The organism is Pseudodesulfovibrio pelocollis (assembly GCF_030282845.1).
GTDB classification, from domain to species: domain Bacteria; phylum Desulfobacterota; class Desulfovibrionia; order Desulfovibrionales; family Desulfovibrionaceae; genus Pseudodesulfovibrio; species Pseudodesulfovibrio pelocollis.
This window is the reverse complement of sequence record NZ_JASTWE010000008.1, coordinates 55,496-81,956: the sequence shown is the minus strand read 5'-3', so window position 1 is coordinate 81,956 and position 26,461 is coordinate 55,496. Positions and strand designations below refer to the sequence as shown.

At 64.6% G+C, this 26,461-nt stretch carries 23 protein-coding genes and 1 tRNA gene; 22 read left to right on the top strand and 2 right to left on the bottom strand.

Features of this window, described 5'->3' with window-relative positions:
* From QQS14_RS04940 to QQS14_RS04855, 18 genes are all read left to right on the top strand, one after another.
* Window positions 1-875: phage Gp37/Gp68 family protein (locus tag QQS14_RS04940; protein WP_285905802.1), on the top strand; the 875-nt coding region annotated here is incomplete at its 5' end.
* On the top strand, window positions 865-1,557 hold the full coding sequence (locus QQS14_RS04935) for a hypothetical protein (protein ID WP_285905801.1): 693 nt from the start codon (window positions 865-867) through the stop codon (window positions 1,555-1,557). The genes QQS14_RS04940 and QQS14_RS04935, both read left to right, overlap by 11 nt.
* Window positions 1,554-2,666, top strand: a complete 1,113-nt coding sequence (locus QQS14_RS04930) for a phosphoadenosine phosphosulfate reductase domain-containing protein (RefSeq protein ID WP_285905800.1) — start codon at window positions 1,554-1,556, stop codon at window positions 2,664-2,666. The genes QQS14_RS04935 and QQS14_RS04930 overlap by 4 nt, the downstream gene beginning before the upstream one ends.
* A complete protein-coding gene (locus QQS14_RS04925; RefSeq protein WP_285905799.1) occupies window positions 2,663-3,490 on the top strand; it encodes a DNA adenine methylase in 828 nt (275 codons plus the stop codon). Before QQS14_RS04930 ends, QQS14_RS04925 begins: the two co-directional genes overlap by 4 nt.
* Complete coding sequence (locus tag QQS14_RS04920; RefSeq protein WP_285905798.1) at window positions 3,490-3,723, top strand: hypothetical protein; 234 nt, start codon at window positions 3,490-3,492, stop codon at window positions 3,721-3,723. Before QQS14_RS04925 ends, QQS14_RS04920 begins: the two co-directional genes overlap by 1 nt.
* Window positions 3,720-3,950 carry a hypothetical protein gene (locus tag QQS14_RS04915; RefSeq protein ID WP_285905797.1) on the top strand — a complete coding sequence of 77 codons (231 nt, stop codon included), beginning with the start codon at window positions 3,720-3,722 and terminating at the stop codon, window positions 3,948-3,950. Before QQS14_RS04920 ends, QQS14_RS04915 begins: the two co-directional genes overlap by 4 nt.
* Window positions 3,951-3,958: 8 nt before the next feature.
* Window positions 3,959-4,165: a helix-turn-helix domain-containing protein gene (locus QQS14_RS04910; RefSeq protein ID WP_285905796.1), complete on the top strand. Its 207-nt coding sequence runs from the start codon at window positions 3,959-3,961 to the stop codon at window positions 4,163-4,165.
* Window positions 4,137-5,195 carry a tyrosine-type recombinase/integrase gene (locus tag QQS14_RS04905; RefSeq protein ID WP_285905795.1) on the top strand — a complete coding sequence of 353 codons (1,059 nt, stop codon included), beginning with the start codon at window positions 4,137-4,139 and terminating at the stop codon, window positions 5,193-5,195. The genes QQS14_RS04910 and QQS14_RS04905 overlap by 29 nt, the downstream gene beginning before the upstream one ends.
* A 378-nt stretch (window positions 5,196-5,573) precedes the next feature.
* The gene (locus tag QQS14_RS04900; protein ID WP_285905794.1) at window positions 5,574-6,356 is read left to right on the top strand and encodes a class I SAM-dependent methyltransferase; all 783 of its coding nucleotides are present in this window, start codon (window positions 5,574-5,576) and stop codon (window positions 6,354-6,356) included.
* Between the two features lies 1 nt (window position 6,357).
* Entirely contained in the window at window positions 6,358-7,122 is a 765-nt protein-coding gene (locus tag QQS14_RS04895) for an SAM-dependent methyltransferase (RefSeq protein ID WP_285905793.1), read from the top strand.
* 119 nt (window positions 7,123-7,241) lie between these two features.
* On the top strand, window positions 7,242-8,582 hold the full coding sequence (locus tag QQS14_RS04890) for a dihydrolipoyl dehydrogenase family protein (protein ID WP_285905792.1): 1,341 nt from the start codon (window positions 7,242-7,244) through the stop codon (window positions 8,580-8,582).
* Between the two features lie 109 nt (window positions 8,583-8,691).
* Complete coding sequence (locus tag QQS14_RS04885) at window positions 8,692-8,841, top strand: hypothetical protein (protein ID WP_285905791.1); 150 nt, start codon at window positions 8,692-8,694, stop codon at window positions 8,839-8,841.
* A gap of 70 nt (window positions 8,842-8,911) precedes the next feature.
* Window positions 8,912-9,880 (top strand): HlyD family secretion protein, encoded by a 969-nt coding sequence (locus tag QQS14_RS04880; protein WP_285905790.1) that lies wholly within the window; start codon window positions 8,912-8,914, stop codon window positions 9,878-9,880.
* 19 nt (window positions 9,881-9,899) lie between these two features.
* Entirely contained in the window at window positions 9,900-10,844 is a 945-nt protein-coding gene (locus QQS14_RS04875) for an ABC transporter ATP-binding protein (RefSeq protein WP_285905789.1), read from the top strand.
* Window positions 10,841-11,974, top strand: coding sequence for an ABC transporter permease (locus QQS14_RS04870; RefSeq protein ID WP_285905788.1), 1,134 nt, complete (start codon window positions 10,841-10,843; stop codon window positions 11,972-11,974). Before QQS14_RS04875 ends, QQS14_RS04870 begins: the two co-directional genes overlap by 4 nt.
* 83 nt (window positions 11,975-12,057) lie before the next feature.
* Complete coding sequence (locus QQS14_RS04865; protein WP_285905787.1) at window positions 12,058-13,713, top strand: Na/Pi cotransporter family protein; 1,656 nt, start codon at window positions 12,058-12,060, stop codon at window positions 13,711-13,713.
* Window positions 13,714-13,766: 53 nt separating this feature from the next.
* A complete protein-coding gene (locus QQS14_RS04860) occupies window positions 13,767-14,801 on the top strand; it encodes a hypothetical protein (RefSeq protein WP_285905786.1) in 1,035 nt (344 codons plus the stop codon).
* Between the two features lie 114 nt (window positions 14,802-14,915).
* Complete coding sequence (locus QQS14_RS04855; RefSeq protein ID WP_285905785.1) at window positions 14,916-16,298, top strand: MBL fold metallo-hydrolase; 1,383 nt, start codon at window positions 14,916-14,918, stop codon at window positions 16,296-16,298.
* Between the two features lie 55 nt (window positions 16,299-16,353).
* Here the strand turns inward: QQS14_RS04855 and QQS14_RS04850 are convergent, their stop codons facing one another.
* Window positions 16,354-18,537 (bottom strand): MFS transporter, encoded by a 2,184-nt coding sequence (locus tag QQS14_RS04850; protein WP_285905784.1) that lies wholly within the window; start codon window positions 18,535-18,537, stop codon window positions 16,354-16,356.
* A 279-nt stretch (window positions 18,538-18,816) separates the two neighbouring features.
* Here QQS14_RS04850 and nifJ point away from each other — a divergent pair, with 279 nt between their 5' ends.
* The gene (nifJ, locus tag QQS14_RS04845) at window positions 18,817-22,323 is read left to right on the top strand and encodes a pyruvate:ferredoxin (flavodoxin) oxidoreductase (protein ID WP_285905783.1); all 3,507 of its coding nucleotides are present in this window, start codon (window positions 18,817-18,819) and stop codon (window positions 22,321-22,323) included.
* 192 nt (window positions 22,324-22,515) lie between these two features.
* On the top strand, window positions 22,516-22,878 hold the full coding sequence (locus QQS14_RS04840; RefSeq protein WP_285905782.1) for a hypothetical protein: 363 nt from the start codon (window positions 22,516-22,518) through the stop codon (window positions 22,876-22,878).
* Between the two features lie 245 nt (window positions 22,879-23,123).
* On the opposite strand, the gene QQS14_RS04835 is transcribed toward QQS14_RS04840, so the two are convergent.
* A tRNA-Lys gene (locus tag QQS14_RS04835) sits at window positions 23,124-23,199 on the bottom strand.
* 98 nt (window positions 23,200-23,297) lie between these two features.
* Here QQS14_RS04835 and QQS14_RS04830 point away from each other — a divergent pair.
* Both QQS14_RS04830 and QQS14_RS04825 read left to right on the top strand, forming a co-directional pair.
* Window positions 23,298-25,145: a protein-disulfide reductase DsbD family protein gene (locus QQS14_RS04830; protein ID WP_285905781.1), complete on the top strand. Its 1,848-nt coding sequence runs from the start codon at window positions 23,298-23,300 to the stop codon at window positions 25,143-25,145.
* A gap of 26 nt (window positions 25,146-25,171) precedes the next feature.
* The gene (locus QQS14_RS04825) at window positions 25,172-26,368 is read left to right on the top strand and encodes an iron-containing alcohol dehydrogenase (protein WP_285905780.1); all 1,197 of its coding nucleotides are present in this window, start codon (window positions 25,172-25,174) and stop codon (window positions 26,366-26,368) included.
* Window positions 26,369-26,461 lie beyond the last annotated feature (93 nt).

The following is a 26,461-nucleotide window of genomic DNA, read 5'->3' as shown; positions in this document are numbered from 1 at the left end:
GGACATCTCTGGTGGAGTCTGCCCTGGCCGTCCAGCTGCGCTGGCGCAAGCCGTGCCGGGTGTTTGTGGGGTCCATGACGGACCTGTTCCATCCGACCGTGCCGGACGAATGGCTGGACCGGGTGTTTTCTGTCATGGCAGCCACGCCGCACATCACCTACCAGGTGTTGACCAAGCGACCCGAGCGGATGCGGGAGTATTTCGAGGATGTAGCTCAGATTCCCGTGGACAGCGAGCGTGACTTCCGTGTTTGGGACGCATGGCGTGCGGTTTACGGCGAGACCTACGGGCAACAGCCTTGGCCCTTGCCCAACGTCTGGCTGGGCGTCACGGCCGAGAATCAGGCCATGGCCGACGAGCGCATCCCTGCGCTGCTCGATACCCCGGCGGCGGTGCGGTATGTGAGCTATGAGCCTGCCCTGGGTGCGGTGAAGATCAAGCCATTCAGACCGTTCAAGGGTGGATGGTTTGGGCCACAGAACGAAGGGGAATGGCTGAACGTGGTTGAATGCGGCCATAGCCCAGCAAAATATGGGATAAACTGGCTCATCTGCGGCGGCGAGTCCGGCCCAGGGGCGCGGCCCATGCACCCGGAGTGGGCGCGGGGGTTGCGCGATCAGTGCCGGGAGGCCAAGGTGCCGTTCTTTTTCAAGCAGTGGGGGGAATGGGGCGACCTGCCCTACCGGCTCATGGCGGAACAATGCGTGGCCGTCACGCCCGATGGGCAGGTGCATAGCCCGGATGCGGCGGCGTTCAACGGCGAATCGTTGCCCTATGGGGCGGCGATCCGCTGCCGTGTCGGCAAGAAGGCGGCTGGCCGCCTGCTGGACGGGCGGGAGTGGAACGAGTTTCCGGGGGTGCGCCATGGCGGCTAGGCCTATCCTCTTTTCCGGCCCCATGGTGCGGGCGATTCTTGACGGGCGCAAGACGCAGACGCGGCGGGTGATCAAATTGGACATCGCCAGGGCCACCCGGTTTCCCATCGGGAAGAACGTGGTGATGAACATTCGTGACCCGAAGGCGGTTGAGTATGCCCCCTACCAAAAAGGGGACGTCCTTTGGGTGCGCGAGGCTGCCAAGGTTGCCTCTGTCAGTGTGTGTCCACCCAATCCAGGGCTGTCGTGGTGGTCTGTTGACTACCGCGCTGGCGGGGGCATTACCGGCAAGGGGGAGCTGCCCGGGAAAGAGTTCCCCAGGCGCTCCCATCGGGTTGATGGGTCTATAGCTTGGTGTCCCTCCATTCACATGCCCAAGTGGGCGGCCCGCCTGTTCCTGCGCGTCACGGACGTGCGCGTGGAGCTGTTGCAGGACATATCCGAAGAGAATGCAGTAGCAGAAGGGTTGCTCGTTCACACAACCCGCGAGGGAAGCGTCTACCACTGGGACGAAAGCGTCCATTCTGACGATTGGTGGTGCTGGCCGGATACGGCTTTTGAAAAGCTGTGGGACTCCATCAATGCCCAGCGTGGCTATGGCTGGGACGCCAATCCGTGGGTGTGGGTGTACGAGTTTGAGCGGTGCGGTAGGCCGGAGGGGTGGCCGGGGGTGGCGGCGTGACCCATACCCAACTGCTTGACGCCAAGGGCAATGTGCCGGTGCCACCGACTGCTCATGAACTGCGGTGGCAGAGCCGGGTTGAGTCCGGCGAGGCCAAGGCGCGGTATGATGCCCTGGTGCAGCGGCGCGCCATGTCGCTGGATGACAAGATTGCGCTCTCCATGGAGCGGATCGTGGAATTCGGCGAGGCGTTCGACTGGCATGTGGCCAGCTCGTATTCCGGCGGCTTGGACTCCACGGTGATGATCGACATTATTGAACGCGTCCGGCCCGGCCTGCCGCGCGTCTTTTGCAACACCGGCCTGGAGTACCCGGAGATCAACCGGCAGGTGGCCCGGACCGACAATGTGGTGGTCATGCGGCCCAGGATGCCGTTTCATCGGGTGGTCCAGGACAAGGGGTGGCCCATAGCCTCCAAACGCACAGCGCGGGGGCTGAACGTCCTGCGCAACCCCACTGGCAACAACCAGAACATCTATCGCCTCTACGACATCGGCATCAACCGGTTTGGCAAGAAGGTGGCCGGGTTCAAGGTGGCGCAGCAGTGGCGGTTCCTGCTCGATGCCCCGTTCCGAATCTCCGACGAGTGCTGCGGGATCATGAAAAAGGAGCCGATGCACCGCTACGAGCGCGAGACCGGGCGTGTCCAGTTCGTCGGCATCCTGGCCGAGGAGTCCAAAGGGCGTGAAAAAGCCTATGCCGAGCACGGGTGCAACGCCTTTGACCTCAAGTCGCCGCGCTCCTGGCCGCTGGCCTTTTGGACGCGCCAAGACATCCTTGAATACATCCTGCGCTACGGCCTGCGGTATGCCGATGTCTACGGCGACATCGTGGAGACTCCTGACGGCCTGGACACCTCTGGCGTCAAGCGCACGGGCTGCGTGTTCTGCCTGTTTGGCATGCAGATGGAGACCGGGATGAACCGCATCCAGCGGCTGGCGCAGACCCACCCGAAGCTGTGGGACTACTGCATGACCAAGCTGGGCATGGGCGACGTGCTCCAATACATGCGCGACAATGCCCGGCCCGGATTGGCCGCGAAGTTCAACGCGGTGCCGGACATGGCGGATACGCAGCTGCGGCTGCCTGGGGTGGAGGTGGCGGCGTGAAACGGCCCATCATGCGGTATCACGGCGGGAAGTGGAAGCTGGCTCCGTGGATAATCCAGCATTTTCCGGCCCACCGGATATACGTCGAGCCCTTCGGTGGGGCTGCAAGCGTGCTGCTGCAAAAGCCCCGCGTTTACGCCGAGGTCTACAACGACCTGGGCGACGAGGTGGTGAACGTGTTTCGAGTGATGCGTGACCCCGGCAGCGCAGCGGAGCTGAAACGCCAGATCGCTTTGACGCCGTTTGCTGAGGTTGAATTTTTTGCTGCCTACGAACCGGCCGCCGATCCCGTTGAGAGGGCACGGCGGACCATCATCCGCTCGTTCATGGGCTTCGGGTCTGCCTCCTCCAATTCTGCCTACCGGACGGGGTTTCGCGGCAAGTCCTTCCGGTCCGGGACCAGCCCGGCCAACGATTGGCGGAACTACCCTCGCGCTCTGGATTGGTTCTGCGAACGCCTCCAGGGTGTGGCCATACGCAACAAGCCAGCGGCGGGCCTTATTCCGACACTGGATCGCGAGGACGTGCTTTTCTACGTTGACCCGCCATATGTCCGGTCCACCAGGTGCCAGGATTCTAACGGCGATGTCTACGCCCACGAAATGGACGACGAGCAGCACAGGGAACTGGCTGGTGTGCTGCGGGCTGTCAAAGGCAAGGTCGTCCTTTCCGGGTATCGTTGCGACCTTTACGACGATCTGTACGGCGATTGGCGGTCCATCGACAAGGATTGGTTTGCCGATGGGGCGCGCGAGCGCGTTGAAACGCTCTGGTTCAACCCGGCGGCTGCGGAGACGCGGCTGCCGCTGATGGGGGTGATGTGATGGGCGACAAGACAAGAGGTATCTACAAGAAATTCGCCGTGCGCCGGACGGACGGTAGCAGCAGGAAGGGTGGCAAGCACCACAACTGCGAGTATTTCGTGCTCGACCTGACGCACGACCCTCACGCCATACCGGCCATCCGCGCCTATGCGGACTCGTGCCGGGCCGAGTATCCGGCCCTGGCTGGCGACCTGGACAGGATTGTTGATGACATGGCGGGGCAGATGGCATGACCCCCGGCGAGATCGAGCGGCAGGAGTTCCTGATGCGCTCCCGGCCCGGCATTCATTATGGGCGGCTGGTGTGCGCCCGGTGCCAGGGGCATGGCGTGGAGCCCGAGGAGGACAGGGCGTGGGGAGCGCCCGAGGACGAGCCGTGCAAGGCGTGCCACGGGCACCGCGTGATTGAGCGGCGGGTGACAGTCATTGTGGAGGACACGCCGGTGGGCGTGAGGAGGTAAAGACCGTCATGCTTCCCCGTTGGCTCCCCCTCAAGACAGCCGTGGTCTATTCCGGCCTGTCTCACAACACGCTGCGGAAATACGCAGACGAGGGGATCATCCACGCCGACAAGACCGAGGGAGGCCACCGCCGTTTCGACAGGGAATCCATCGACCGATACTTCAACCGGACGGAGAACGAAACACTTGCCCGATTCAAAGAACTGCGCCTATAGACTCAGCATGCGCCTCTACCAGCGACCGTCCGGGCATTGGTATATAGAGTTCAGCCGCAATGACAGGCGGTCGCTCAAGACCAAGGATGAAGCCCAGGCAAAACGCCTCTTCAAGAAGATCAAGCAGGAGGCTCTTGCCGGTCGCCTCGTGCAGCTTGATTGCAGCGGCAACACGACCTTGGGAGCCTTTGCCGATGAATATCTGGCATGGGCCGAGCAGACGCAGAATATCCACACCTACCGCGCAAACAAGAAGGCCCTGGACAAGCTGATCCACTATGCCGGGAAGTCTGTGCGGCTCGGCTCGCTCGGACAGCGCGCCGTGGACGACATGACCGCCGACCTGCTCAAGCAGGGCCGCAAGCCGTCCACGATCAATCACTACATCCGCCACGCCAAGGCCGTGCTGTCCAAGGCCGTTGACTGGAAGATGGTCAAGCACAACCCGCTGCGCCATGTGAAGCAAATCCCCGGCGGCGCGAGTGAGCCGGGGTTCATGGATGCCGCCCAGGCCCGCGACTACATTTCCAAGATCACAGACCCGGACGTGCGCCGCATGGCCGTGGCCTACATCGCATCAGGGGTGCGCCGTTGCGAGTTGCTGGGGCTGGTTTACCCGCGCGACATCGACATGGACGGCAACCGCATCCGGGTCGAGCGGCAGAAGAAACGGCGCAAGGTCGTGCAATGGGTGCCTATGCACCCCATGTTCAAGGCCGTGCTCAAGTCCATGGATTTACGCCCAGGATGCCGCGTGTTCGACAGATGGGGCCACCCCGACACCGTGACCCACAAAATCAAGGAAAGCCTGCGAGAGGCCGGGTACGGGCATCTACATCTGCACTCGCTCCGCCACACTCTGGGGGCCATCCTGGCCATGGCCGGTGAGTCGGAGCGCACCATTGCCGACATGCTCGGCCACGCCCAAACCTCCACAGCCAGCATCTACACCCACGCCACCCAGGACCACCTGCAAAAGGCTCTCACCGCCATCAACTTCGGCATGATCGACCTGAGTCGGGGAAAATAGGTTTTGCGCACAAAATGCACACACCAAGCCCGCAGGCCCCGCCGCAGCGCCATCCCTCTCACTACTGTTAATCACTAGGTTCGCGGTTCAAGTCCGTGCTGGGGAGCCAAGGAAATCAAGGGCTGATATGGTAGACACCGTATCGGCCCTTTTCCGTTTTCCCTCCAGACACGGATGGACCTGCCTTCTCTGCGCTTGCCCATGTTCTCCCAGGCAATGAGTTCCCCGCCACGGGCTGGTTGTTTTCCTCGTTTTGTTGTAGGCTGAACTGTAAAGCATTCACTCACACGAGGGAAGCGGGAAAGAGCCGGTGCCATCGTTCCAGCGGCGCTCCGTCGCCACCCGGGACCGGTTGGTCGGGAATCCCCAGAGGTCGATATGTCAGATAAGCTCGAAACGACTCCCGGCCAAGGTATCAGGCTCTACCGCGATCTGGCGGACTGGTATCAGCTCCTGACCCCGGTGGAGGACTACGCGGAAGAGGCCGCCTTCTACCGGCGTCTCTTCGAGACCCATTGCCAACTACCACCCCGGACCCTGCTCGATCTCGGCAGCGGCGGCGGCCACAATGCAGCCTACTTGAAGGCGACGCTGGCCTGCACTCTCGTCGATCTGGAGCCGGCCATGCTGACGCTCAACCGCCAACTGAACCCGGAGTGCGAACACATTCTGGGCGACATGCGCTCCATCCGTCTCGGGCGCACCTTTGACAACGTCCTGGTGCATGACGCGGTCAGCTACATGACAACGCGAGCCGATCTCGCCAGCACCATCGCTACGGCCTTTGCCCACACCGCCCCGGGCGGAGTCGCCATGTTCGACCCGGATTACGTCTCCGGGACCTTTGAGCCGGGCACCGGAAGCGGCGGCAGCGACGGAAAAGGACGCGCCCTGCGCTTCTTTGAATGGCGATGGATCTCCGACACCGGAAAGGAAATGTACGTGACCGACATGGCCTTCCTCTTGCGCGACGAAGCCGGGGCCGTCGAAGTCATCCACGACCGCCACGTCATGGGCCTGTTCCCGAGGACCGTGTGGCTGGATATGATCGCCGCAGCAGGTTTCGAGCCCATCGCCATCCCCTTTGAGCACAGCTCCCACACCGAGTCCGGGCACGAATTGTTTCTCGGACTGCGGCGTATCCCCGGAAGAAGGATCTGACATGAGCGAACCCTCGCCACGTTTTTGGCCCATCTTTTTCGAGCTTTATGAGTCGCTCCCCAGGCAGGGACCAGGCAACCGCGACTGCGCCGCCAAGGCCATTGCCTTGTGCCACGATCTGCCGCCTGTAGCGGCGGTCCTTGATCTGGGCTGCGGCGTTGGAGGACAGACCCTTCATCTTGCGGAACTCACGTCAGGCAACATCGTGGCCATGGACAGCCATGCTCCGAACATAGATCGACTGCGCGCCACTGTCGCCAAACGCGGACTCGCCGAGCGAATCCGACCTGTGGTGGGAGACATGGCCGATCCCGGGCTTCCTCCCGCAAGTTTCGACCTCGTCTGGTCCGAGGGTGCCCTGTACAATATCGGCATGGACAACGCCCTGGACATATGCAGGCGACTGCTTCGGATCGGCGGCTACCTCGCCTTCACCGATGCCGTCTGGCGCGAGGATGACCCGCCTGCCGAGGTCAAAGCGGGCTTCGAGATGGACTACCCGACCATGGGCCAGGTTCCAGCCATCCTGGCAGCGATCGAGAAACACGGTTTCTCGCTCATCGGCCACTTCGCCTTGCCGGACAAGGCGTGGTGGACTGATTTCTACACCCCCATGGAAACAGGCATCAATAAACTCCGCAGCAAATATGCGGATGACGATGACGCGCTTGCCGTGCTTGCGCAGCTGGCACAAGAGCCTGAAATGCATAGGAAGTATTCCGAATACTACGCCTATGAGTTCTTTGTGGCCCTTCGGAAGGAATGAGGAAACCGCGGAGGACCGGGAAGAAGGAATCTCTCCACTCTTTTTTCCGACATCAGTGAGATTTTTTCTCCGTCATGGTGTAGGTTGCCCTGTAAGGTGACAACACTCGCGAGGGAAAAATGAAAGAATATGACGTGATCGTTCTGGGCGGCGGCCCGGCTGGCGGGGCGGTGGCCGCGCCTCTGGCCGAGGCGGGCAGACGGGTGGCCATGATCGAGGCCACGGCCTTTGGCGGGGTATGTCCCCTGCGCGGCTGCAATCCCAAGAAAGTCCTGCTGGCCGGGGCCGAGGCCGTGCATCTGGCCACGGGCATGCTGGGCAGCGGCCTGACCGGCTCGGCGACCATCGACTGGCCCGCCCTGATGCGCTTCACCCGATCCTTCGTGGACCCGGTGCCCGAAAGGGCGCGGGCGGCCTACGCGGACAAGGACATCGACACCCGCCTGGGCCGGGCCGTGTTCGTCGGCCCCGGCGAGATCGAGGTGGAGGGCGACAGGCTGACCGCACCGGTCATCTGCGTCTGTGTCGGGCTTGAGCCAAGCCCCCTACCCGTGTCCGGGGCCGAGGCCATGCCCGTAAGCGACGACTTCCTGAGCATGCAGACCATGCCGCGCCGGGTCCTGTTCATCGGCGGCGGGTTCATCGCCTTTGAGCTGGCCCATATCGCCCGCCACGCTGGGGCCGAGGTCACCCTCCTCAACCGCAGCGGCCGCGTGCTACGCCGGTTCGACCCGGTGCTGACCGATGCGTTGATCGAGGCGTCCAGGGCTGCGGGCATTGATGTCAGACTGAACGCGCCAGTCAGGTCCGTGGAGCACACCGGCCACGGCTGGCGGATTCGGGCAGGTGAGGACGGCGGAACCGTGTTCGACGCGGACATGGCTATCAACTGCACCGGCCGCCGACCGGCCGTGGACGGGCTAGGCCTCGAAGCAGCCGGAGTGGAGTTCGGCCCGCGCGGCATCAGGGTCAACGACCGGATGCAGAGCGTGTCCAACCCCCATGTCTACGCCGTGGGCGACGTGGCCGATCAGGGAGCGGCCCTGACCCCGGTGGCCACCATCCAGGGACAGGTGGCGGTGGCCAACATCCTCGACCCTGACTCGGCCACAGTGGATTACACGGGCATTCCCAGCGTCTGCTTCACCCTGCCGCCCCTGGCCGGAGTGGGCTTGCTGGAGGATGAGGCGCGTGAGCACGGCCTCGCCTTCACCATCAAGGAGACCGATCTGGCCGCCGCCTTTTCCTGGAAACGGCTCAACGAGCGCTTCGGCCGCGCGCGGGTGCTCATCGACGAGGCGGGCGACCGCATCCTGGGCGCGCACATTCTCGGCCACAACGCCGAGGAGATGATCAACCTCTTCGCCCTGGCGATCCGCAACGAAATCCCCTTGTCCCGGGTCAGGGACACCGTGTGGGCCTACCCCACCTGCGGCTATCAGTTGAAGTACATGGTCTGAGGCGGCTCTGCCGAAACACTGCGCGCCGAGGGGCGGCTCGCGCGGTCCGATAATGCTTGCCGCCCCCATTCGATTCGGATAAAAGCACCCCCTTATGAACACTCTCGCCATGACCACACTTCTCCTCTGCGGCGGCGCCCTCGTCGCCTTCATCCTGATGGCGCGCGGCTCCAAACGGCGCACCACCACCCGCACGAGCATCAACATCGACTTTGACACGGCCAAGGAACGCGAGGACAAGAACCGCTACTTCAGCTGATCCCGCGGGAGAGCGTCCGCCCACTTCCCATTCGTTGTATTTTCTCCAAACCTGGCGTAACAATACGGTTATGAACCGATTGTTCGCCATACTCGCGTTTCTGCTGCCCGCACTCCTGCTCGGCTGTTCCGAGCCTCCGGCCAACAGGTTCCAGGGCTATGTGGAGGGCGAGTTCGTCAACATCGCCTCGCCCCTTGGCGGCACCCTGATCGAGCTTGCGGTGACACGCGGCCAGACGGTCCGAGGCGACACCTCCCTCTTCGCCCTGGAGAGCGGCTTTGAACGCGCCAGCGTGGACGAGGCCAGTCACGGGCTCAAGCGCGCCCAGGACAATCTGCGCGACCAGGAGACCGGCCAGCGGCCATCCGAGATCGCGGCCATCGAGGCCCGGCTCAGGCAGGCCCGGTCCGCCGCCACCCTGGCCAGGACCGAATACGACCGCAGGGTGCGCCTCATCCGCGAGCAGACCATCTCCCAGGAGGAGTTGGACCGGGCAAAAAACGACTTCGACCAGACGACTCATCGTGTCCGCGAGATCAGCGCCGAGCTTGAGACAGCGCGGCTTGGCGCACGCACCGACATGATCCGGGTGGCCGAGGCCGAGGTGCTCCAGGCCCGGGCGGCCCTGGCGCAGGCCCAGTGGAACCTGGACCAGAAAACCCGCGCCGCGCCCGCCGACGCCCTGGTTTTCGACACCCTCTTCCGGCTGGGCGAGTGGGTTCCTGCGGGCCAGCCCGTGGTCTCGCTGCTGCCGCCGGAGAATGTCGAGGTAAGATTCTTCGTACCCGAAACCGTGGTCGGTTCCCTGGCTGTCGGGCAGGAGGCCGTGGTCACCTTCGACGGCGCCGCCGGACCGGTGAGCACCACCATCACCTTCATCTCCCCGTCCGCAGAGTTCACCCCGCCGGTTATCTATTCAAGCCAGAGCCGGGCCAAGCTGGTGTTCATGGTCCGGGCCAGACCGGATGTGGCAGACGCCCCGCTGCTCCACCCGGGCCAGCCCGTGGACGTGACCATCCCGACCCTGCCCGCGACATAATCGGCCAGCGGACCCGCCCATGCCAGCCGAAACCGTCATACAGGTCCGGGGACTGACCAAGTCCTTCAACGGCAAGGTCGTGGTCAACGGGCTGGACATGGAGATCGGCCGGGGCGAGATCTACGGGTTCCTCGGCCCCAACGGATCGGGCAAGACCACTTCCATCCGCATGCTCTGCGGCCTGCTCAGACCCGATTCGGGCAGCGGCACCTGCCTCGGGCACGACATCCTCACCCAGTCCGACCGGATCAAGCCCCACGTGGGCTACATGACCCAGCGATTCAGCCTCTACGAGGACCTGACCGTGCGCGAAAACCTCGAATTCACGGCCCGGGTCTTCAGCCTGGACCGCCCGGCGCATGTGGTGGCGGAATGCATCGAGCGCATGGGGCTCGGCCAGTTCGATGGCCATCTGGCAGGCACCCTGTCTGGCGGATGGAAGCAGCGCCTCTCCCTGGGGGTGAGCACCCTGCACTCTCCGCGGCTGCTGCTCCTCGACGAGCCCACTGCAGGCGTGGACCCCGGTGCCCGGCGCGATTTCTGGGATCAGGTCCACCAACTGGCCGCCCAGGGCATCACCGCCCTCATCAGCACCCACTACATGGACGAGGCCGAGCGCTGCCACCGGCTGGCCTACATCGCCTACGGCGACCTGCTCGCCTCGGGCACGGCGGACGAGTTGGTCAGCGACTCTGGGCTGACCACCTGGAGTGTGACGAGCGACGATCACGACGAACACGGAGCCGACCTGCACGATCTGGCCGCCCGCCTGAAATCCCTCGAAGGCGTGGATCAGGTGGTCCATTTCGGCAACACTCTGCACGTCAGCACCCGCGACCAAAAGATCCTGGAGAACTCGACAGGCGCGCTACGAACCGCGCCCTACCGCTGGACGCGCATCGAGACCAGCCTTGAGGAGGTCTTCATCGACCTCATGAACGGCGCGGGGCGGGGGCGGACATGAGGTGGTTCCACGCCGGACGGTTCGCTGCCATGGTGGGCAAGGAATTCGTGCAGATGCGCCGCGACCGGCTGACCTTCGCCATGATGATCGGCATTCCCCTCATCCAGCTCATCCTCTTCGGCTACGCCATCAACTCCGATCCCCGCCACCTGCCCACCGCCGTGCTCTCGGCCGACAACAGCCGCTACTCCCGCGCCGTGACCACGAGCATGCAGACGAGCACCTTCTTCAACATCACCGTCCACGCGGAGTCGCGGGCCGAGGCCCGGCAGCTGCTGCGCGAGGGGCGGGTCCAGTTCTGCCTGACCATTCCCGAGAATTTCGGGCGCGACCTGGTGCGCGGCCAGCGGCCCGTGCTGCTGCTTGAAGCGGACGCCACAGACCCCACGGCCACGGGCAACGCGGCCGCCGCCTTTCCCGAGATCGTCCGTCGCGCCCTGGCCCGGGAGTTGACCGGCCCCCACGCCGGGCTCAATCAGGGCGAGTCGCCAGTGGACATCCGCATCCACAACGACTTCAACCCCGAGGCCGAGACCCAGTACAACATCGTGCCCGGCCTCATGGGGGTCATCCTGACCCTGACCCTGGTCATGATCACCTCCCTCGCCATCACCCGCGAGTCCGAACGCGGGACCATGGAGCACCTCCTTTCCACGCCCATCCGGCCCCTGGAGGTCATGCTCGGCAAGATCATCCCCTACATCCTGGTGGGCTACATCCAGATGACCCTGATCATCGCGGCCGCCCGCTTTCTCTTCGACGTGCCCATGCACGGCAGCGTTCTGCTGACCTTTGCCCTGTCCATCATCTTCATCGGGGCCAACCTCTCGGTGGGCGTGACCATCTCCACCATGGCCCGCAACCAGTTGCAGGCCGTGCAGATGTCCATCTTCTTTTTCCTGCCCTCGCTGCTGCTCTCGGGATTCATGTTTCCCTTCAGGGGCATGCCCGAGTGGGCGCAGGCCGTGGGCTCGATCCTGCCGCTGACCCACTACCTGCGCCTGATCCGGGGCATCCTGCTCAAGGGCAACGGACTCGCCGAGTCTCTCCACGCCGTCTGGCCCATCCTGCTCTTTTGGCTGGTGGTGGTGGCCCTGGGGCTCAAGCGCTACCGGCGCACCCTCGACTGACCGCAGAGAATAATGTTTACACCATCATATCAATGCATTAACATGATCTTCATGCGTCACTTCTCCAGGGGGCACACCGCCCCATGAATTTTTCGCTCCTGGCCAGCCTCGTCGGCGGGGTGGGCCTCTTTCTCCTCGGCATGGGGCTGATGACCCGGGGGCTGCGCAGCGCCGCCGGACCGGCCCTGCGCACCATCCTCGGCAAATGGACACGCACCCCGTTGCGCGGCCTTGCCTCGGGATTCATGATCACGGCCCTGGTCCAGTCATCAAGCGCGGTGACCGTGGCGGTCATCGGCTTCGTCAATGCGGGGCTGATGACCCTAGCCCAGTCCGTGGGCGTCATCTTCGGCACCAACATCGGCACCACGGTCACGGGCTGGATCGTTGCCGCCGTGGGCGTCAGTGTCGAGGTCAAGGCCATGGCCCTGCCCATGATCGGCATCGGCGTGTTCATGGGCCTTGGCAATGGCCAGTCCCGACGCAAGCACCTGGGCGAGGCGCTGACCGGTTTCGGCCTCTTCTTCCTCGGCATCCAGGTCTTGCAATCCGCCTTCCTCGACGTGGGCAAGGGGCTGGACCTGACCGCCCTGCACCTGGGCTCGGGCATGGACATGCTCGTGTTCACGGCCGTGGGCTTCGGCTTGACCCTGCTCATGCAGAGTTCGAGCGCGGCCATGGCCCTGGTCCTGACGGCGGCCATGACCGGCCTGATCACCCTGGAGAGCGCGGCGGCGGGCGTGGTGGGCACCAACATCGGCACCACCTCCACGGCCATGCTCTCGGTCATCGGCGCGACAGACAACGCCAAGAAGGTCGCGGCGGCCCACATCATCTTCAATCTGGTCACTGGCATCGTGGCCCTGTTCCTCATCCCCCTGCTGGTGGCCACGGTCCGGGCCATCGGGGCCGCCGAGGCCATCTGGATGGGCACCATCCTCGCCCTGTTCCACACCGGCTTCAACCTGCTCGGGGTCATCATCTTCCTGCCGCTGACGCACCGGCTGGTGGCCCTGCTCGATGCCCACATCGGCCGCGAGGAGGGCGAGATGTCGCGCCCCAAATACCTCGACGACAACGTACTCAAGACCCCGACCATGGCCATGGAGGCACTCTTCATGGAGCTTGGCAGGCTGGGCGAAATGACCCGGCTCATGGGGCAGAAGGCACTGGCCGCCAAGTTCCGCTACAAGGACTTCAACCGTGACAAGGCGGCTCAGGAATCGCTGGTTGAGGCCATCCGGGGCTTTTGCGCCAAACTCGGCACCGTGAGCCTGCCTGAGGCAGTGAACGACAAGCTGCCCTGGGCGCTGCGCTCGGCCCAGTATTTCGCCAAGTCGGCCAACATCATGGAAACCATGTCCCACGAGCACGCCCTGCTCGATCACCAACTGCCAGGCGGCGGGTCCACGGCCGCACGCGCCATGCGCCGCGAGGTGCGCGACATTCTCAATGCCGCCCACACCCCCTGCGCGGACGAATACACGGAACTCAAGCCCATGCTGGTGCATCTGAAAACCACCTACGACGTGCTCAAGGAGGAACTGCTCCGGCTCGGCTCCCAGGGACGGTTGGATCTGCCCAGAATGGTGCAGCTGCTCGACTACTACTCAAGCCTGCGCTCCATGTGCGAACAGGCGGTCAAGGGCACGCTGGCGTGGTCCGGCCTGCGCGAGGCGGGCGTTATCTGCCGGACGGCGGACGAGGCCAACGAATACAGCTGGAAAACCCCGGCATGAACTGGTAGCCTTCGGCAACAGCCACTTTCAATGGCCAGCCAAGGAGGCCCGCCTTGCACCAACGACACAAAGCCGTCATCCTTGCCGTCTGCGCCCTGGCCCTGGCAGTTGTCGCCTACCTGCTGCTCTCTCGCGGGTCGGACGGGCCGCAGGTTCGGCAGACCATAAGCCCACCGGCCGAGGAAAACGCCAGCGCCCCCGCCTGGGTCACCACCGGCCAGACGCCCCGGCCCGACTACTCGCCAAGCACGGTCGAAGCCCTCAACGCAACGCAACCCGACGAGGCCGCGCCGCAACCCACGGCCCCCATCGAGATACGCGAGGACACCACGGTCACCCTCTCCTTTGTCCACGCCCTGACCGATTCCCTGCTCGCCGGATTCCATCCGCTGGGCCGTCAGGGAACCCCGGCCAGCACCGTCTCGGTCAAGACCCTCAACATCTTCTTCGGCCGCGAGATGCGCGGGCTGCCCACGGTGGGCGACGACATCGGCGAGTCGCGCAAGGCGGTTCTGGACTACGCCTTCTCGCCGGGCATGATCCGAACCCTTCATGATCTTTACGCCCCGGCCCTGGTGGCCGACCTGACCGACACCGCCCTTCATGAGGAGCGGTCCTACACCGTGGGCGAGACCACGGAACTGCGCACCCTTTCCCCGCAGGAGACCGCGACCATGCTGCGCCTCGTGGCCCAGGACGCGGAACGGACCGCCGCCGCCCTCAGGGGCGTGGGCAACGACCCGGTCATCGTGGAGATGGCTGGCAAATACCTCGGCGCGGTCAGGACTGTCGAACGGGCCAACGCCCGCCTCCAGGCAGCAGTGGACGGCCGAGACGACCCCGCCGAGGCGGGCCAGCGCCTCAAGCAGGCCATCCTCCAGCGCGAACAGGTCAAGGCGTCCATCGTCACCCGGATGCGCGAACACTGCCCCGGCTGCCCGGAGCAGGAACTGTTCTATCTGGCCCAGTGGGCCTACCGCCGCGTCCTTGACGAGCCGGAGAAACGCCTGCCCGCCTTTGGCGCGGCCGCCGACGCCATGGACGACCTGGCCAAGCGCCTGCGCGCCCGATCGGCCGAACTGGAATAGCCAGGCCCCTTGCCCGGGTCAGCCTGACAAGACACCCTCGGGATGGTTGCGTGCGCCTGTCCGCATGCTTATCCTCTCTCCTGAAGCCGTCACCCCCTGCCACAAGGAGCCGTCATGTATTTCAAACAGATACTCACGCCCGGCCTGGGCTGCTTTTCCTATGTCATCGGCTGTCCTGCGGCCCGCGAAATGATCGTGGTGGACCCCAAGCGCGATGTGCAGGACTACCTCGACATCTCCCGCGAGGAAGGCATGCGCATCAGCCGGGTCATCGACACCCATGTCCACGCCGACCACGTCTCGGGCGCGCACGAGTTGCGCTCGCACACCGGCTGCGAGATCATGATGTACGAGACCTCGCCCGTCACCTTCGACTTCACCCCCCTTCGCGAAGGCCAGAAGCTGAAGGTCGGCAAGGCGGGCCTTGAAGTGGTGCATACGCCCGGCCACACGCCCGACGCCCTGTCGCTGCTGGTGACCGACTTCAGCCGGGGCAGGGAACCCTGGCTCATCCTCACCGGCGACGTGCTCTTCGTGGGCGACGCAGGCAGGCCCGACCTTGTGGGCGGGGCCAAACTCGACGAACAGGTGGCCAACCTCTACGATTCCCTCTACGTCAAGCTGGCCAACTACCCGGATCATCTGGAGGTGTTCCCAGCCCACGGCGCGGGCTCCCTGTGCGGCCGGGGCATGAGTTCCAAGCCCAGCTCCACCCTCGGCTTCGAGCGGCGGCACAATCCCGTCCTCGGCTTCAAGGACTTCGAGTCCTTCCATTTCGCCATGAGCCGGGATTTCCCCTCCCGGCCCAAGAGCTTCAGCCACATCATCGGCACCAACGCGGCTGGTGCGCCCCTGCTTGAGCGCTGCCCCGTGGATCTGGCCATGGAACCCGACCGCTTCGAGCAGAAAATGCTGGCAGGCGCGGTGGTCATCGACGTGCGCAACACCGCTTCCTTTGCCGGGTACCACATCCCCGGCTCGGTCAACATCGGCTTTGAGCCGAGCCTGGCCAACTGGGTGGGCATGGTGGTGGAGCCCCGGGCCGATCTGCTCCTGGTGGTGGACTCCATCGAGGACTACGAGCGCATGCGCACCGAACTGCACCGCATCGGTTACGACACCATTCACGGCTACCTCAGGGGCGGCATCTCGTCCTGGGTCTACAGCGGCCGCCCGGTGGACCGTCTGTCCATCGACTCGGCCCAGGAGGTGCAGAACCAGCTGGAACAGGGCAAGCCCCTGAGCCTCGTGGACGTCCGCACCCCGGATGAATTCGCCCGGGGCCGGATACCCGGAGCCAGACACGTTCCCCTCACCGACATCCTCGAAGGCCGGTACACCCTCGACGAGGACGAGCACCACATCATCTACTGCGCCTCGGGCTACCGCTCCAACATCGCGGCCTCCTACCTCCAGCGCCACGGCTTCTGGGACGTCCGCGCCCTGGCCGGCGGCTTCATCGCCTGGAGCCGGGCCGGGTATGCGGTGGAGAGGTAACCACCGGGCTGCCCGGCGCCGTCAAGGAAGCATCGACAGAAATTGCGCCAGCCCCCTACCGGGGAAATCCAGCCGTCTCGATTACCGAAAGGTCCGGGCCGAACCACAGGGCGGCCGTCCCGGGGTATTGCTCGGCCAGGAGCGCGGTGCCCGCCTCAGGCCCCATGATGAAGAGCGCGGTAGCCAGGGCGTCGGCCGTTTCGGCGCTGTCGGCCACCACGGTCACGCCGAAGGATGCCCGGGCGGGCTCCATGGTCGCCGGGTCGATGATATGGTGTCGCATGATGGCCTCGGCAGAAGTCTCGCGGACCACGAACTGCTCGTAGTCGCCGGACCCGCAGACGGCTTGGTTGCGCACGGTGAGGGTTCGATGCACCGCCTCGGCCCGGGGATGGCGGATGCCCACGGTCCAGTCGCGGTCGCCAAAGACGTGAAAATCGCCGCCCGCCTCGACGATGCCCGCCTCGATGCCCTCGGCCCGGAGCAGCCGGACTGCGGCGTCGATGATGGCCCCCTTAGCGATGCCGCCCAGATCAAGGGCCATTCCCTCGCGCTCCAGCCTGATTCGCCCGCCTGCCTCCTCGAACCGCACGAGGCGGTAATCCACCAGCCCACGCCGGGAACGGGCCACGGCCTCGTCCATCATATAATAGAACGGCGAAGTGGTCAGCGCCCCGATGGTGGGGTCGAACGCCCCGCCGCTGGCCCGGGCAAAGTCCACGGCCCGGCGGATGAGGGCTTGGGCGCGCGGGGTCGGCTCGACCCAGTTCTTGCCTGCCGCCCGGTTGATGCGGCCCACCGAGCCCTCGGGATTGCGGTGATCGAAGTCCGCCTGCAACTCGCGCATCAGGGCGATGCAGCGTCTCGCCGCGAGGTCGGCGCTCCTGCGGCTGTCTGTGGCCAAGGTCAGGTTGACCACCGTGCCCATGGCCACGTCCGTGTACCGATGGAGTCCGGGGGGACCGGGATCGACGGACCGGGCCTGAGCATGGATCATGGACGAGCCTGCTCCGGCCAGGACCAGGGCGCACAGCCCGACCAGGGTCAGGGCCGCACCACGGCCGTAGTGCATCCTGTCCATGAGCACACGGGCCAGAAGCGGCAGGCAGCTGAGGAGGCCAATCAAAGCCGCGGCCTGGAATACCGCACCCACCTGATGAGTGGCCTGGATGACCAACCCGCCTAGCAGCGGCCCGAGCACGAAGCCGATGCCCGAGGCCACATGGGCCGCGCCGAACACCCGCCCCTGCCTGGGCGACAACCCCGAGGCCAGGGCCATGGACGCAGGCAGGGACAAGGCCGCGCCAAGCCCCATGACAATGCCGAACAGGGCCAGTTGCCACGGTGCGACACTCGTCCCGATGGCGAAGAGACAGACCGCGCTCACGGTCATGCCCGCCAGGGTGAGGGAGGCCCGACAGCCGTGGCCGAAAAGGCGTGCGGCCACGGGCAGCCCAAGGCACACGGCCAGACTGGGCAGGGCGAAGAGCGCGCCCAAAACAAGACCCTTGTGCCCAAGGACCATCGCAAGGTGGATGGGATAAAACGCCGCGACCAGCCCAAGGCCCAGCGTCCTGCCGCCCACGGCCAGAAGCACGGCGACCCAGTCCCACGGCCCGGTCGGCCCGTCGCGATCAGGCGCGTCCTCTTCCCTGCGCTCCACCCGGCCGCCGGGCATGAACAGCCCCACCACCAGCAAGGCGGCGACCATGCACAGGCCCAGGCCGAAGAGAACCGGCTCGACACGCCTGCCCAGATAGAGCGCACTCCCGACCAGCGGCCCGATGAACATGGCCAGATTGAAGAGCAGCGCGTGGACCGCGAACCAGTGCGACAGCCGCTCGCGCTCGACCATGCCGCCCAGGGCGGCCATGCCCACGGGCCTGAACATGCCCGACGCCACGCCGAGCAGAAACTGGGTCGCGTACAGCGCAGTAAGGGACGGGTGGAGAAAATGAATCAGCGGCGCGCAGACCCCAATGGCCGAGGCGATCAGCAGCGGCCGTCTCGCGCCCTGCCTGTCGGCCCAGGCCCCGGCCAGGGGGGCGGCCAGCAGCCGCACCAGATAGAACCCGGCGAACCCGCTGCCCAGCCACGCGCCGCCGATGCGCGCATCCAGGCTGACCAGGGGCAGGGCAAAGGAGAACAGCCCCACCCCGAGGGTGACGAGGAATCCGCTCGCCAGCACCGGGATCAGGAGGCGTCTTCGCCGGATATGTTCATCAAAGGCCATGCTCATGCGTCGTCCCCGTGAGAATGTCGCAGTGTGATCGCAAACACGGGGTGTTGGCAAGGCATCATGCAGCCGTTTTGCCTCTTGCCTTAGCCCGTTTTCGCGCAACCAAATGGTGAACGGTCTTGTTTGGCCGGGCAACGGCATGGAAAGGCCTTGACCCCTAAGCCGGAAAACGCGAAAAAATATGCTTCGGGTCCTCGACCCTGCGGCGCTCTCCCGGCCCACGCCCGGAAAACCGCATGGCCCCGAATCCGGTCCAATCCAAACCCTCGGAGAATGAACATGCCCAAGAAAATGAAGACAATGGACGGCAACACCGCCGCCGCGCACGTGGCCTACGCCATGACCGAGACGGCCGCCATCTATCCCATCACGCCATCCACGCCCATGGGCGAGATCGCCGACGAGTGGGCAGCGCAAGGGCGCAAGAACATTTTCGGCCAGACGGTCCAGATTCGCCAGATGCAATCCGAGGCAGGCGCGGCGGGCGCGGTACACGGATCCCTGGCGGGCGGCGCCCTGACCTGCACCTTCACCGCATCCCAGGGTCTTTTGCTCATGATCCCGAACATGTACAAAATTTCCGGCGAGCTGCTGCCTGGCGTGTTCCATGTCTCGGCCCGGGCCGTTGCCGCACACGCCCTGTCCATCTTCGGCGATCACCAGGACGTCATGGCCACCCGCCAGACCGGCTTTGCCATGCTCTTCTCCAACTCGGTCCAGGAGATCATGGACCTCTCGCTGGTGGCCCATGTGGCCTCGGTGGAGGCGTCGCTCCCCTTCATGAGCGTGTTTGACGGCTTCCGCACCTCCCACGAGATCCAGAAGATTGCGGTCATCGACTACGAGGACATGAAGCCGCTCCTGAACACGGACAAGCTGGCCGCCTTCCGCGCCCGGTCCATGAACCCCGAGCACCCGGACATCCGGGGCACGGCCCAGAACCCGGACGTCTACTTCCAGGGACGCGAGGCGGCCAACGCCTACTTCGACGCCATCCCAGCCATTGTCGAGGCGACCATGAAAAAGGTCGGCAAGCTGACCGGCCGCAAGTACAAGCTCTTCGACTACGTGGGCCATCCCAAGGCAGACCGCGTCATCGTGGCCATGGGCTCGGGCTGCGAGGCCATCGAGGAGGTGGTCAACCACCTCAACGCCAGCGGGAAGAAGGTCGGCCTGGTCAAGGTCAGGTTGTTCCGGCCCTTCTCGGTCAAGCACATGCTGGCGGTCATTCCCAAGACCGTCAAAAAGATCGTGGTCCTCGACCGGACCAAGGAACCCGGCGCCCTGGGCGACCCGCTCTACCTCGACGTTTGCGCCGCCTACGCGGGCAGGAAGGACGCGCCAAAGATCGTGGGCGGCCGCTACGGCCTGGGCTCCAAGGAGTTCACCCCGGCCATGGTCAAGGCGGTCTTCGACAGCCTGGGACGCCCCAGACACGGTTTCACCGTGGGCATCACCGACGACGTCACCGGCACCTCCCTGCCGGTCTCCGAGGTCATCGACACCACACCCGAGGGCACGGTGCAGTGCAAGTTCTGGGGCCTTGGCGCGGACGGCACAGTGGGCGCCAACAAGCAGGCCATCAAGATCATCGGCGACAATACCAGGCTCTATGCCCAGGGCTATTTCGCCTATGATTCCAAGAAATCGGGCGGCATCACCATCTCGCATCTGCGCTTTGGCAAGAAGCCCATCCAGTCCACCTACCTGATCACCGACGCGGACTACATCGCCTGCCACAACCCGAGCTATGTCGCCATCTACGACATCCTCGAAGGCATCAGAGAGGGCGGCACGTTCGTTCTCAACTGTCCCTGGACAGCCAAGGAGATGGACGACCATATGCCTGCGGCCATGCGCCGGACCATCGCCCAGAAGAAACTGAAATTCTACACCATCGACGCGGTCAAGATCGCCCAGGATGTGGGCCTTGGCGGCCGCATCAACATGATCATGCAGACCGCCTTCTTCAAGCTGGCCGACGTCATCCCCTTCACCAAGGCCGTGGCCCTGCTCAAGGACGGCATCAAGAAGGAGTACGGCAAGAAGGGCGACAAGATCGTCAACATGAACAACGCCGCAGTGGACAGCGCGGTGGACGCCATCGTCGAGGTGGCCGTGCCCGCGTCCTGGAAGAAGCTCAAGGACGAGGCTCCAGCCAAGCGGGGCGAACCGGAATATGTGACCAGAGTCATGCGCCCGGTTCTCGGCCAGAAGGGCGACACCGTGCCCGTCTCGGCCTTCTCCCACGATGGGACCATGCCCGCCGCCACCAGCCGGTTTGAGAAACGCGGCGTGGCCATCGGCGTGCCCGAGTGGCTCAAGGACAACTGCATCCAGTGCAACCAGTGCGCCTTTGTCTGCCCGCATTCCGCCATCCGCGCCGTGCTTGCCGAGCCGTCCGAACTGAAGAAGGCCCCCAAGGCCTTCGAGACCCTGGACGCCATCGGCAAGGAACTCAAGGGCATGCAGTTCCGTATCCAGATCAGCACCCTTGACTGCATGGGCTGCGGCAACTGCGCGGACATCTGCCCGGCCAAGGAAAAGGCGCTGGTCATGCGGCCCATCGCCAGCCAGACGCCGACCCAGGTGCCCAACTTCGAGTTCTCGGAAACCATCCCGTACAAGGACGCGATGGGACGCGACACGGTCAAGGGCAGCCAGTTCCGCCAGTCGCTCATGGAATATTCGGGCGCGTGCGCGGGCTGCGGCGAGACACCCTATGTCAAGGTCATCACCCAGCTCTTCGGCGAGCGCATGGTCATCGCCAACGCCACGGGCTGCTCGTCCATCTGGGGTGCCAGTGCCCCCACCACGCCCTATTGCGTCAACAGGGACGGCCACGGCCCGGCCTGGGGCAACTCCCTCTTCGAGGACGCGGCCGAGTTCGGTTTCGGCATCGAAATGGCCATTGACCAGCGGCGAAACCATCTGGCCGAATTGGTCAAACAGGCAGCCGAAAGCGAGACCGGCCCCCTCAAGGCGGCCTTGACCGCCTGGCTCGACGGACACGACGATCCCGAGAAATCCCGCGAGACGGGCGATGCGCTGAAAAAGGCCCTCAAGGGAACCAGGAAGCAACTCCTCAAGGAGATCGCCTCCATGGGTGACCTGTTCACCAAGAAATCGGTCTGGGTCTTCGGCGGCGACGGCTGGGCCTACGACATCGGCTACGGCGGACTTGACCACGTCATCGCCTCGGGCAAGGACATCAACCTCCTGGTCATGGACACCGAGGTCTACTCCAACACTGGCGGCCAGTCGTCCAAGGCCACGCCGCTTGGCTCCATCGCCAAGTTCGCGGCCGCGGGCAAGGGCACGGGCAAGAAGGATCTCGGGCGCATGGCCATGACCTACGGCTATGTCTATGTGGCCTCGGTGGCCATGGGTGCCAACAAGCAGCAGTTACTCAAGGCCGTCAGGGAGGCCGAGGCCTACCCCGGCCCGTCGCTGATCATCGCCTACGCCCCGTGCATCAACCAGGGCATCAAGAAGGGCATGGGCAAGACCCAGTACGAGCAGAAGCTGGCCGTTGATTCCGGCTACTGGCCGCTCTATCGCTACAACCCGCTCCTGGCCGACGAGGGCAAGAATCCCTTCATCCTCGAATCCAAGGCCCCGGACGGCACGCTCCAGGAGTTCCTCTCCGGCGAAAACCGCTACGCCATGCTGGAGCGGTTCCACCCGGAAGTCTCCAAGCAGTTCAGGGACAAAATAGAAAAGGATTACCTCAAGCGCTACGACACCCTCAAGGTCATGGCCGAGGGCGGCTGCGAAGAGAAGTAAGACACGACGAGACCGGTACCATGAAGCGCCCGGGAGGAGATTCCCGGGCGCTTCTTTTGTCCTGGTCGGGCGAAATATGCGTCCTTGGTTATAAATCGACCCGGCCTGCCAGCCATAAGCAGGATTATACTGCTGTGGTCACCCAAGCTGGTGTATGCTTTGGACAGTCACAACCCCAACCAGGAGGAGACAATGCCAAACATGGATTACCCCGGCCCGTGCCCGAGCTGCATGGGAATAGACGGCTGCACGGACGAGGCAGGCAAGCAGGCGGCAGTCGCCAACTACTGCAAAGGCCTTGAATTGGAGATCAACAGCTGGAAGATCAGGCTCTACGACATCCTGGCCTCCGAACCTACCGGCGATCTGGCCGACACCATCAACTTGCTCAAATCCACGGTGCGCGAGCTTGAAGCCGTGGCAGAACAAATGCAGCAGACCTGCCCGACAAGCCTTGGCGAACAAGAGAAAATGATCGGCAGCAAGCTCGAAAACATGCGGGTCCACTACACCAAGGCCCTTGAGGTCATCAGCCCCGGCTGGTTCGGCGGCTAGCAATACGCAGCCACACACAAGGCGCACCCGGCCAGGGGAAGCGCCGTCACAGGGGCCGGAGCATTCGTTCCGGCCCTTTGCAGTGCCCCAAAACCCCGGGGAGGCAAAAACAGTATCCCGCCCTTGCCACGGCACGCAGCCACGGGTACACGAAGAAAATGGAACAACGAGGATTTCGCTTGCCCGCGCATCACATCACGACAGACACGAAAAAGCCCGGCCAAAGCCGGGCTGTATCGTCGAAGTGGTGGGTCACCAAGGAATCGAACCTTGAACCTCCGGATTAAGAGTCCGCTGCTCTGCCAGTTGAGCTAGTGACCCACTTCGGGCTGCGCGTTCCCGCGCAACGGAGTGAATAACTATAAGTCGGACCAGGATTTGTCAACCATTAAATCCCAAATTTTTTCGACAGGACGCAAATGCAGCCAACCAAAGGATTTTCAAGTCTTTTTTTGCTCCTCTCGCTGATTCTTGCCACAGGCATCCGCCCGGCCATGGCCACGCCCGCGCCGCCGCCCATGGAACCGGTGATCAGGGTCTTTGCCCTCTCCGACGATTCCCGCCAGCAGTTGGGGCTCAACTGGTCGCACGTGGTGACAATCAGCCTGGACATGGAGCCCGAGTGGTACACTTACGCCCACGTGCCCGGCGGCATGGGCAAGCCCACCACCCTGTCCGGGGCCACGGCCGACACCCTGCCCCTGGTCCCCCTCTATCCGGCCGGAAAACCCAAGCCCGACACCTTCGACCCTTCGGTCACGGTCAACGCCTACGAAAGCGGCACCCTGCTCTTCGCGGGCCTTCCTGCGGCCAGCGCCGAGCCCTTTCCCGTGATCATGCAGCTCGAACTGCTGCTGTGCCATCCGAGCCGATGCGTGCCCTACCGGCGCAACCTCGCCCATGGCGATCCCGGAACCGAGCCAGCCCTCCGGGCCGAGGAACAGCCGTGGTGGCCGACTTTCATGGCACTGGCCGAATCAGCCCAGGCCACGACCGCTGCCCTGCTCCCCACGCCAGGGAGCGGCGACACGGAAACACTGGTGCAGTGGCGCTTCACTCCTGTCTATCTGCAACCGGGCCTGGAGGTGTCGAGTCTGCTTTCGGCCGTGCTCATGGGACTTCTGGCCGGGTTGATCCTCAACATCATGCCCTGCGTCCTGCCCGTGGTCAGCCTCAAGCTCTCGGCCCTGCTCAACTCCTCAAGCATCGACAGCGCGGAGGAACGCATCCGCGCCTTTCGCGAGCACAACGCCTACTTCGCCCTGGGCGTGCTCACCTTCTTCATGGTCCTGGCCACGGTGCTCGGGGCCACGGGTCAGGCCTGGGGCGCTCTCTTCCAGAATCAATGGCTGGTGCTGGCCGCGGCCGGGCTGATTCTGGCCCTGGCTTTGAGCCTCTTCGGCCTGTACCACCTGCCAGTCGTCGACCTGAAATTCGGCATCAAGAGCAAAAGCCCGCGCGTCCAGGCATTCTTCACCGGCAATCTGGCCACCCTGCTGGCCACGCCGTGCAGCGGCCCGTTCCTGGGCGGGGTCCTCGGCTGGTCGCTGGTGCAGGGGCCGCTGATCATCTTCACGGTCTTCGCCTCCATCGGCCTGGGCATGGCCTCGCCCTACCTGCTGTTGGTCGCCAATCCCAGACTGTCCCGCTTCCTGCCCCGTTCCGGTCCGTGGATCGGGTATGTCGAGAAAGCCATCGCCTTCTTTCTGCTGGGCACGGCCGTCTACCTGGTGGGCATCGCCCTTGGCGGCGCGGTCCTGCGCCTGCTCGCCCCGCTGTGGGCCATCGCCCTTGGCGGCTGGCTGTGGGTGCGCACCCGGTCCGCCCGGCAGCAAACCCGCTGGATTGTGCGCGCCTCCTGCCTTGCCCTGCTGGTGGCCATGGTCGTCTGGACCACGCCGCAACGGGTCGGGGAATCGCCCTGGGAGCCCTTCGACCCCGTGGCCCTGAACGAGCGTATCGGCCAGGAGCGGATATTCGTGTCCTTCACGGCCGACTGGTGCCCCACCTGCAAGGTGCTCGAAGCCACGGTGCTCACCCCCGGCAACCTTGCCAGATGGAAACGCGACCACGACATCGTCTTCATCATGGTGGACCTGACCGAGCGCAACGTGGAAGGCGAGGCCCTGCTGCGGGCCATGGGCAGCATGAGCATCCCGGCGTCTGCCCTGTTCGGCCCGGGCGAGGCCGGGGCATCGCCCCTGGTGCTGCGCGATCTCTACACCAGATCCCAGCTTGAAAACATATTGAGATCGTGGGAGAAGTAGTCCTTCGCAACCAACAGGAGAAGATGATGCTCAATTTCCAGTACTACATGCCCACCCGGCTGATCTTCGGCCCCGACACTTTGAACGCCCTGGCCGACACGCCCCATCTACCGCGCGGGAGCAAGGCCATGGTGGTCATCGGCGAGTCCGGGGTCATGATCCGGCTCGGCTATCTCTCCCGGGTCCAGGGGATGCTCGCGGCCCAGGATGTGCAGACCATCGTCTTTGACAAGATCAGGCCCAACCCGGAATCGGACAGCGTGGACGAGGCGGCGGCCATCTGCCGTGAGCAGGGCGTGGATTTCGTAGTCGGCCTGGGCGGCGGGTCCACCATCGACGCAGCCAAAGCCATCGCGCTCATGGCCCGCAATCCCGGCAGGCTGTGGGACTACATGCGCTCCGGCACCGGCGGCGGGCAGACTCCCGAACACCCCGCCCTGCCCATCGTCGCCATCCCCACCACGGCAGGCACCGGCACCGAGGCCGACCCCTGGCTGGTGGTCAGCAAGTCCGGCTCAAAAACCGGCGAAAAGATCGGCTGGGGCGACGACTCCACCTTCCCGCACCTGTCCATTGTGGACCCGAAGCTGATGCTCTCCCTGCCGCCCAAACAGACCGCCTACACGGGCATGGACGCCTTCTTCCACGCCTGCGAGGCGTACCTGGCCACCTGCCGCCAGCCAGCCAGCGACATGCTGGCCCTCGAGGCCGTCCACCTCATCGCCCACACCCTGCCCGAGGCCGTGGCCAACGGCGACAACCTCGAAGCGCGCACGGTCATGGCCTGGGCCAGCACAGCGGCCGGGCTGTGCGAATCCTACTCCAGCTGCATCTCGCAGCACTCCCTGGAGCACGCCCTGTCCGCCCATCACCCGGACATGCCCCACGGGGCCGGTCTGGCCATGATCTCCAAGGCGTATTTCGGCTTCCTGGCCGCCAAGGGCGAGGAGCGACTGGGCGACCTGGCCCTGGCCATGGGCGACACCCTGGCCGAGGAACTGACCGAGGATGTGCCCGGCGTGGCCTTTCTCGACGCCCTTGACGCCCTTATCCAGGCCGTGGGGCTCGGCGACGAGAAGCTCTCGGACTACGGCGTGACCCGCGCGGAAATCCCGGCCCTGGCCGAAACGGCCCTGACCACCATGGGCGCGCTCTTTGACATCACCCCGGTCTCCATGTCCATGGACGACGTCATCGCCATCTTCGAGGCGGCTTACGAGTAAGCCAGGCGGTCCAGACACGGACCCGGAATTCGTCAAAAAAGGCCGAGGCGCGGAGTTGTCGCGCCCCGGCCTCTTCCTCGCCACGATCTCGAA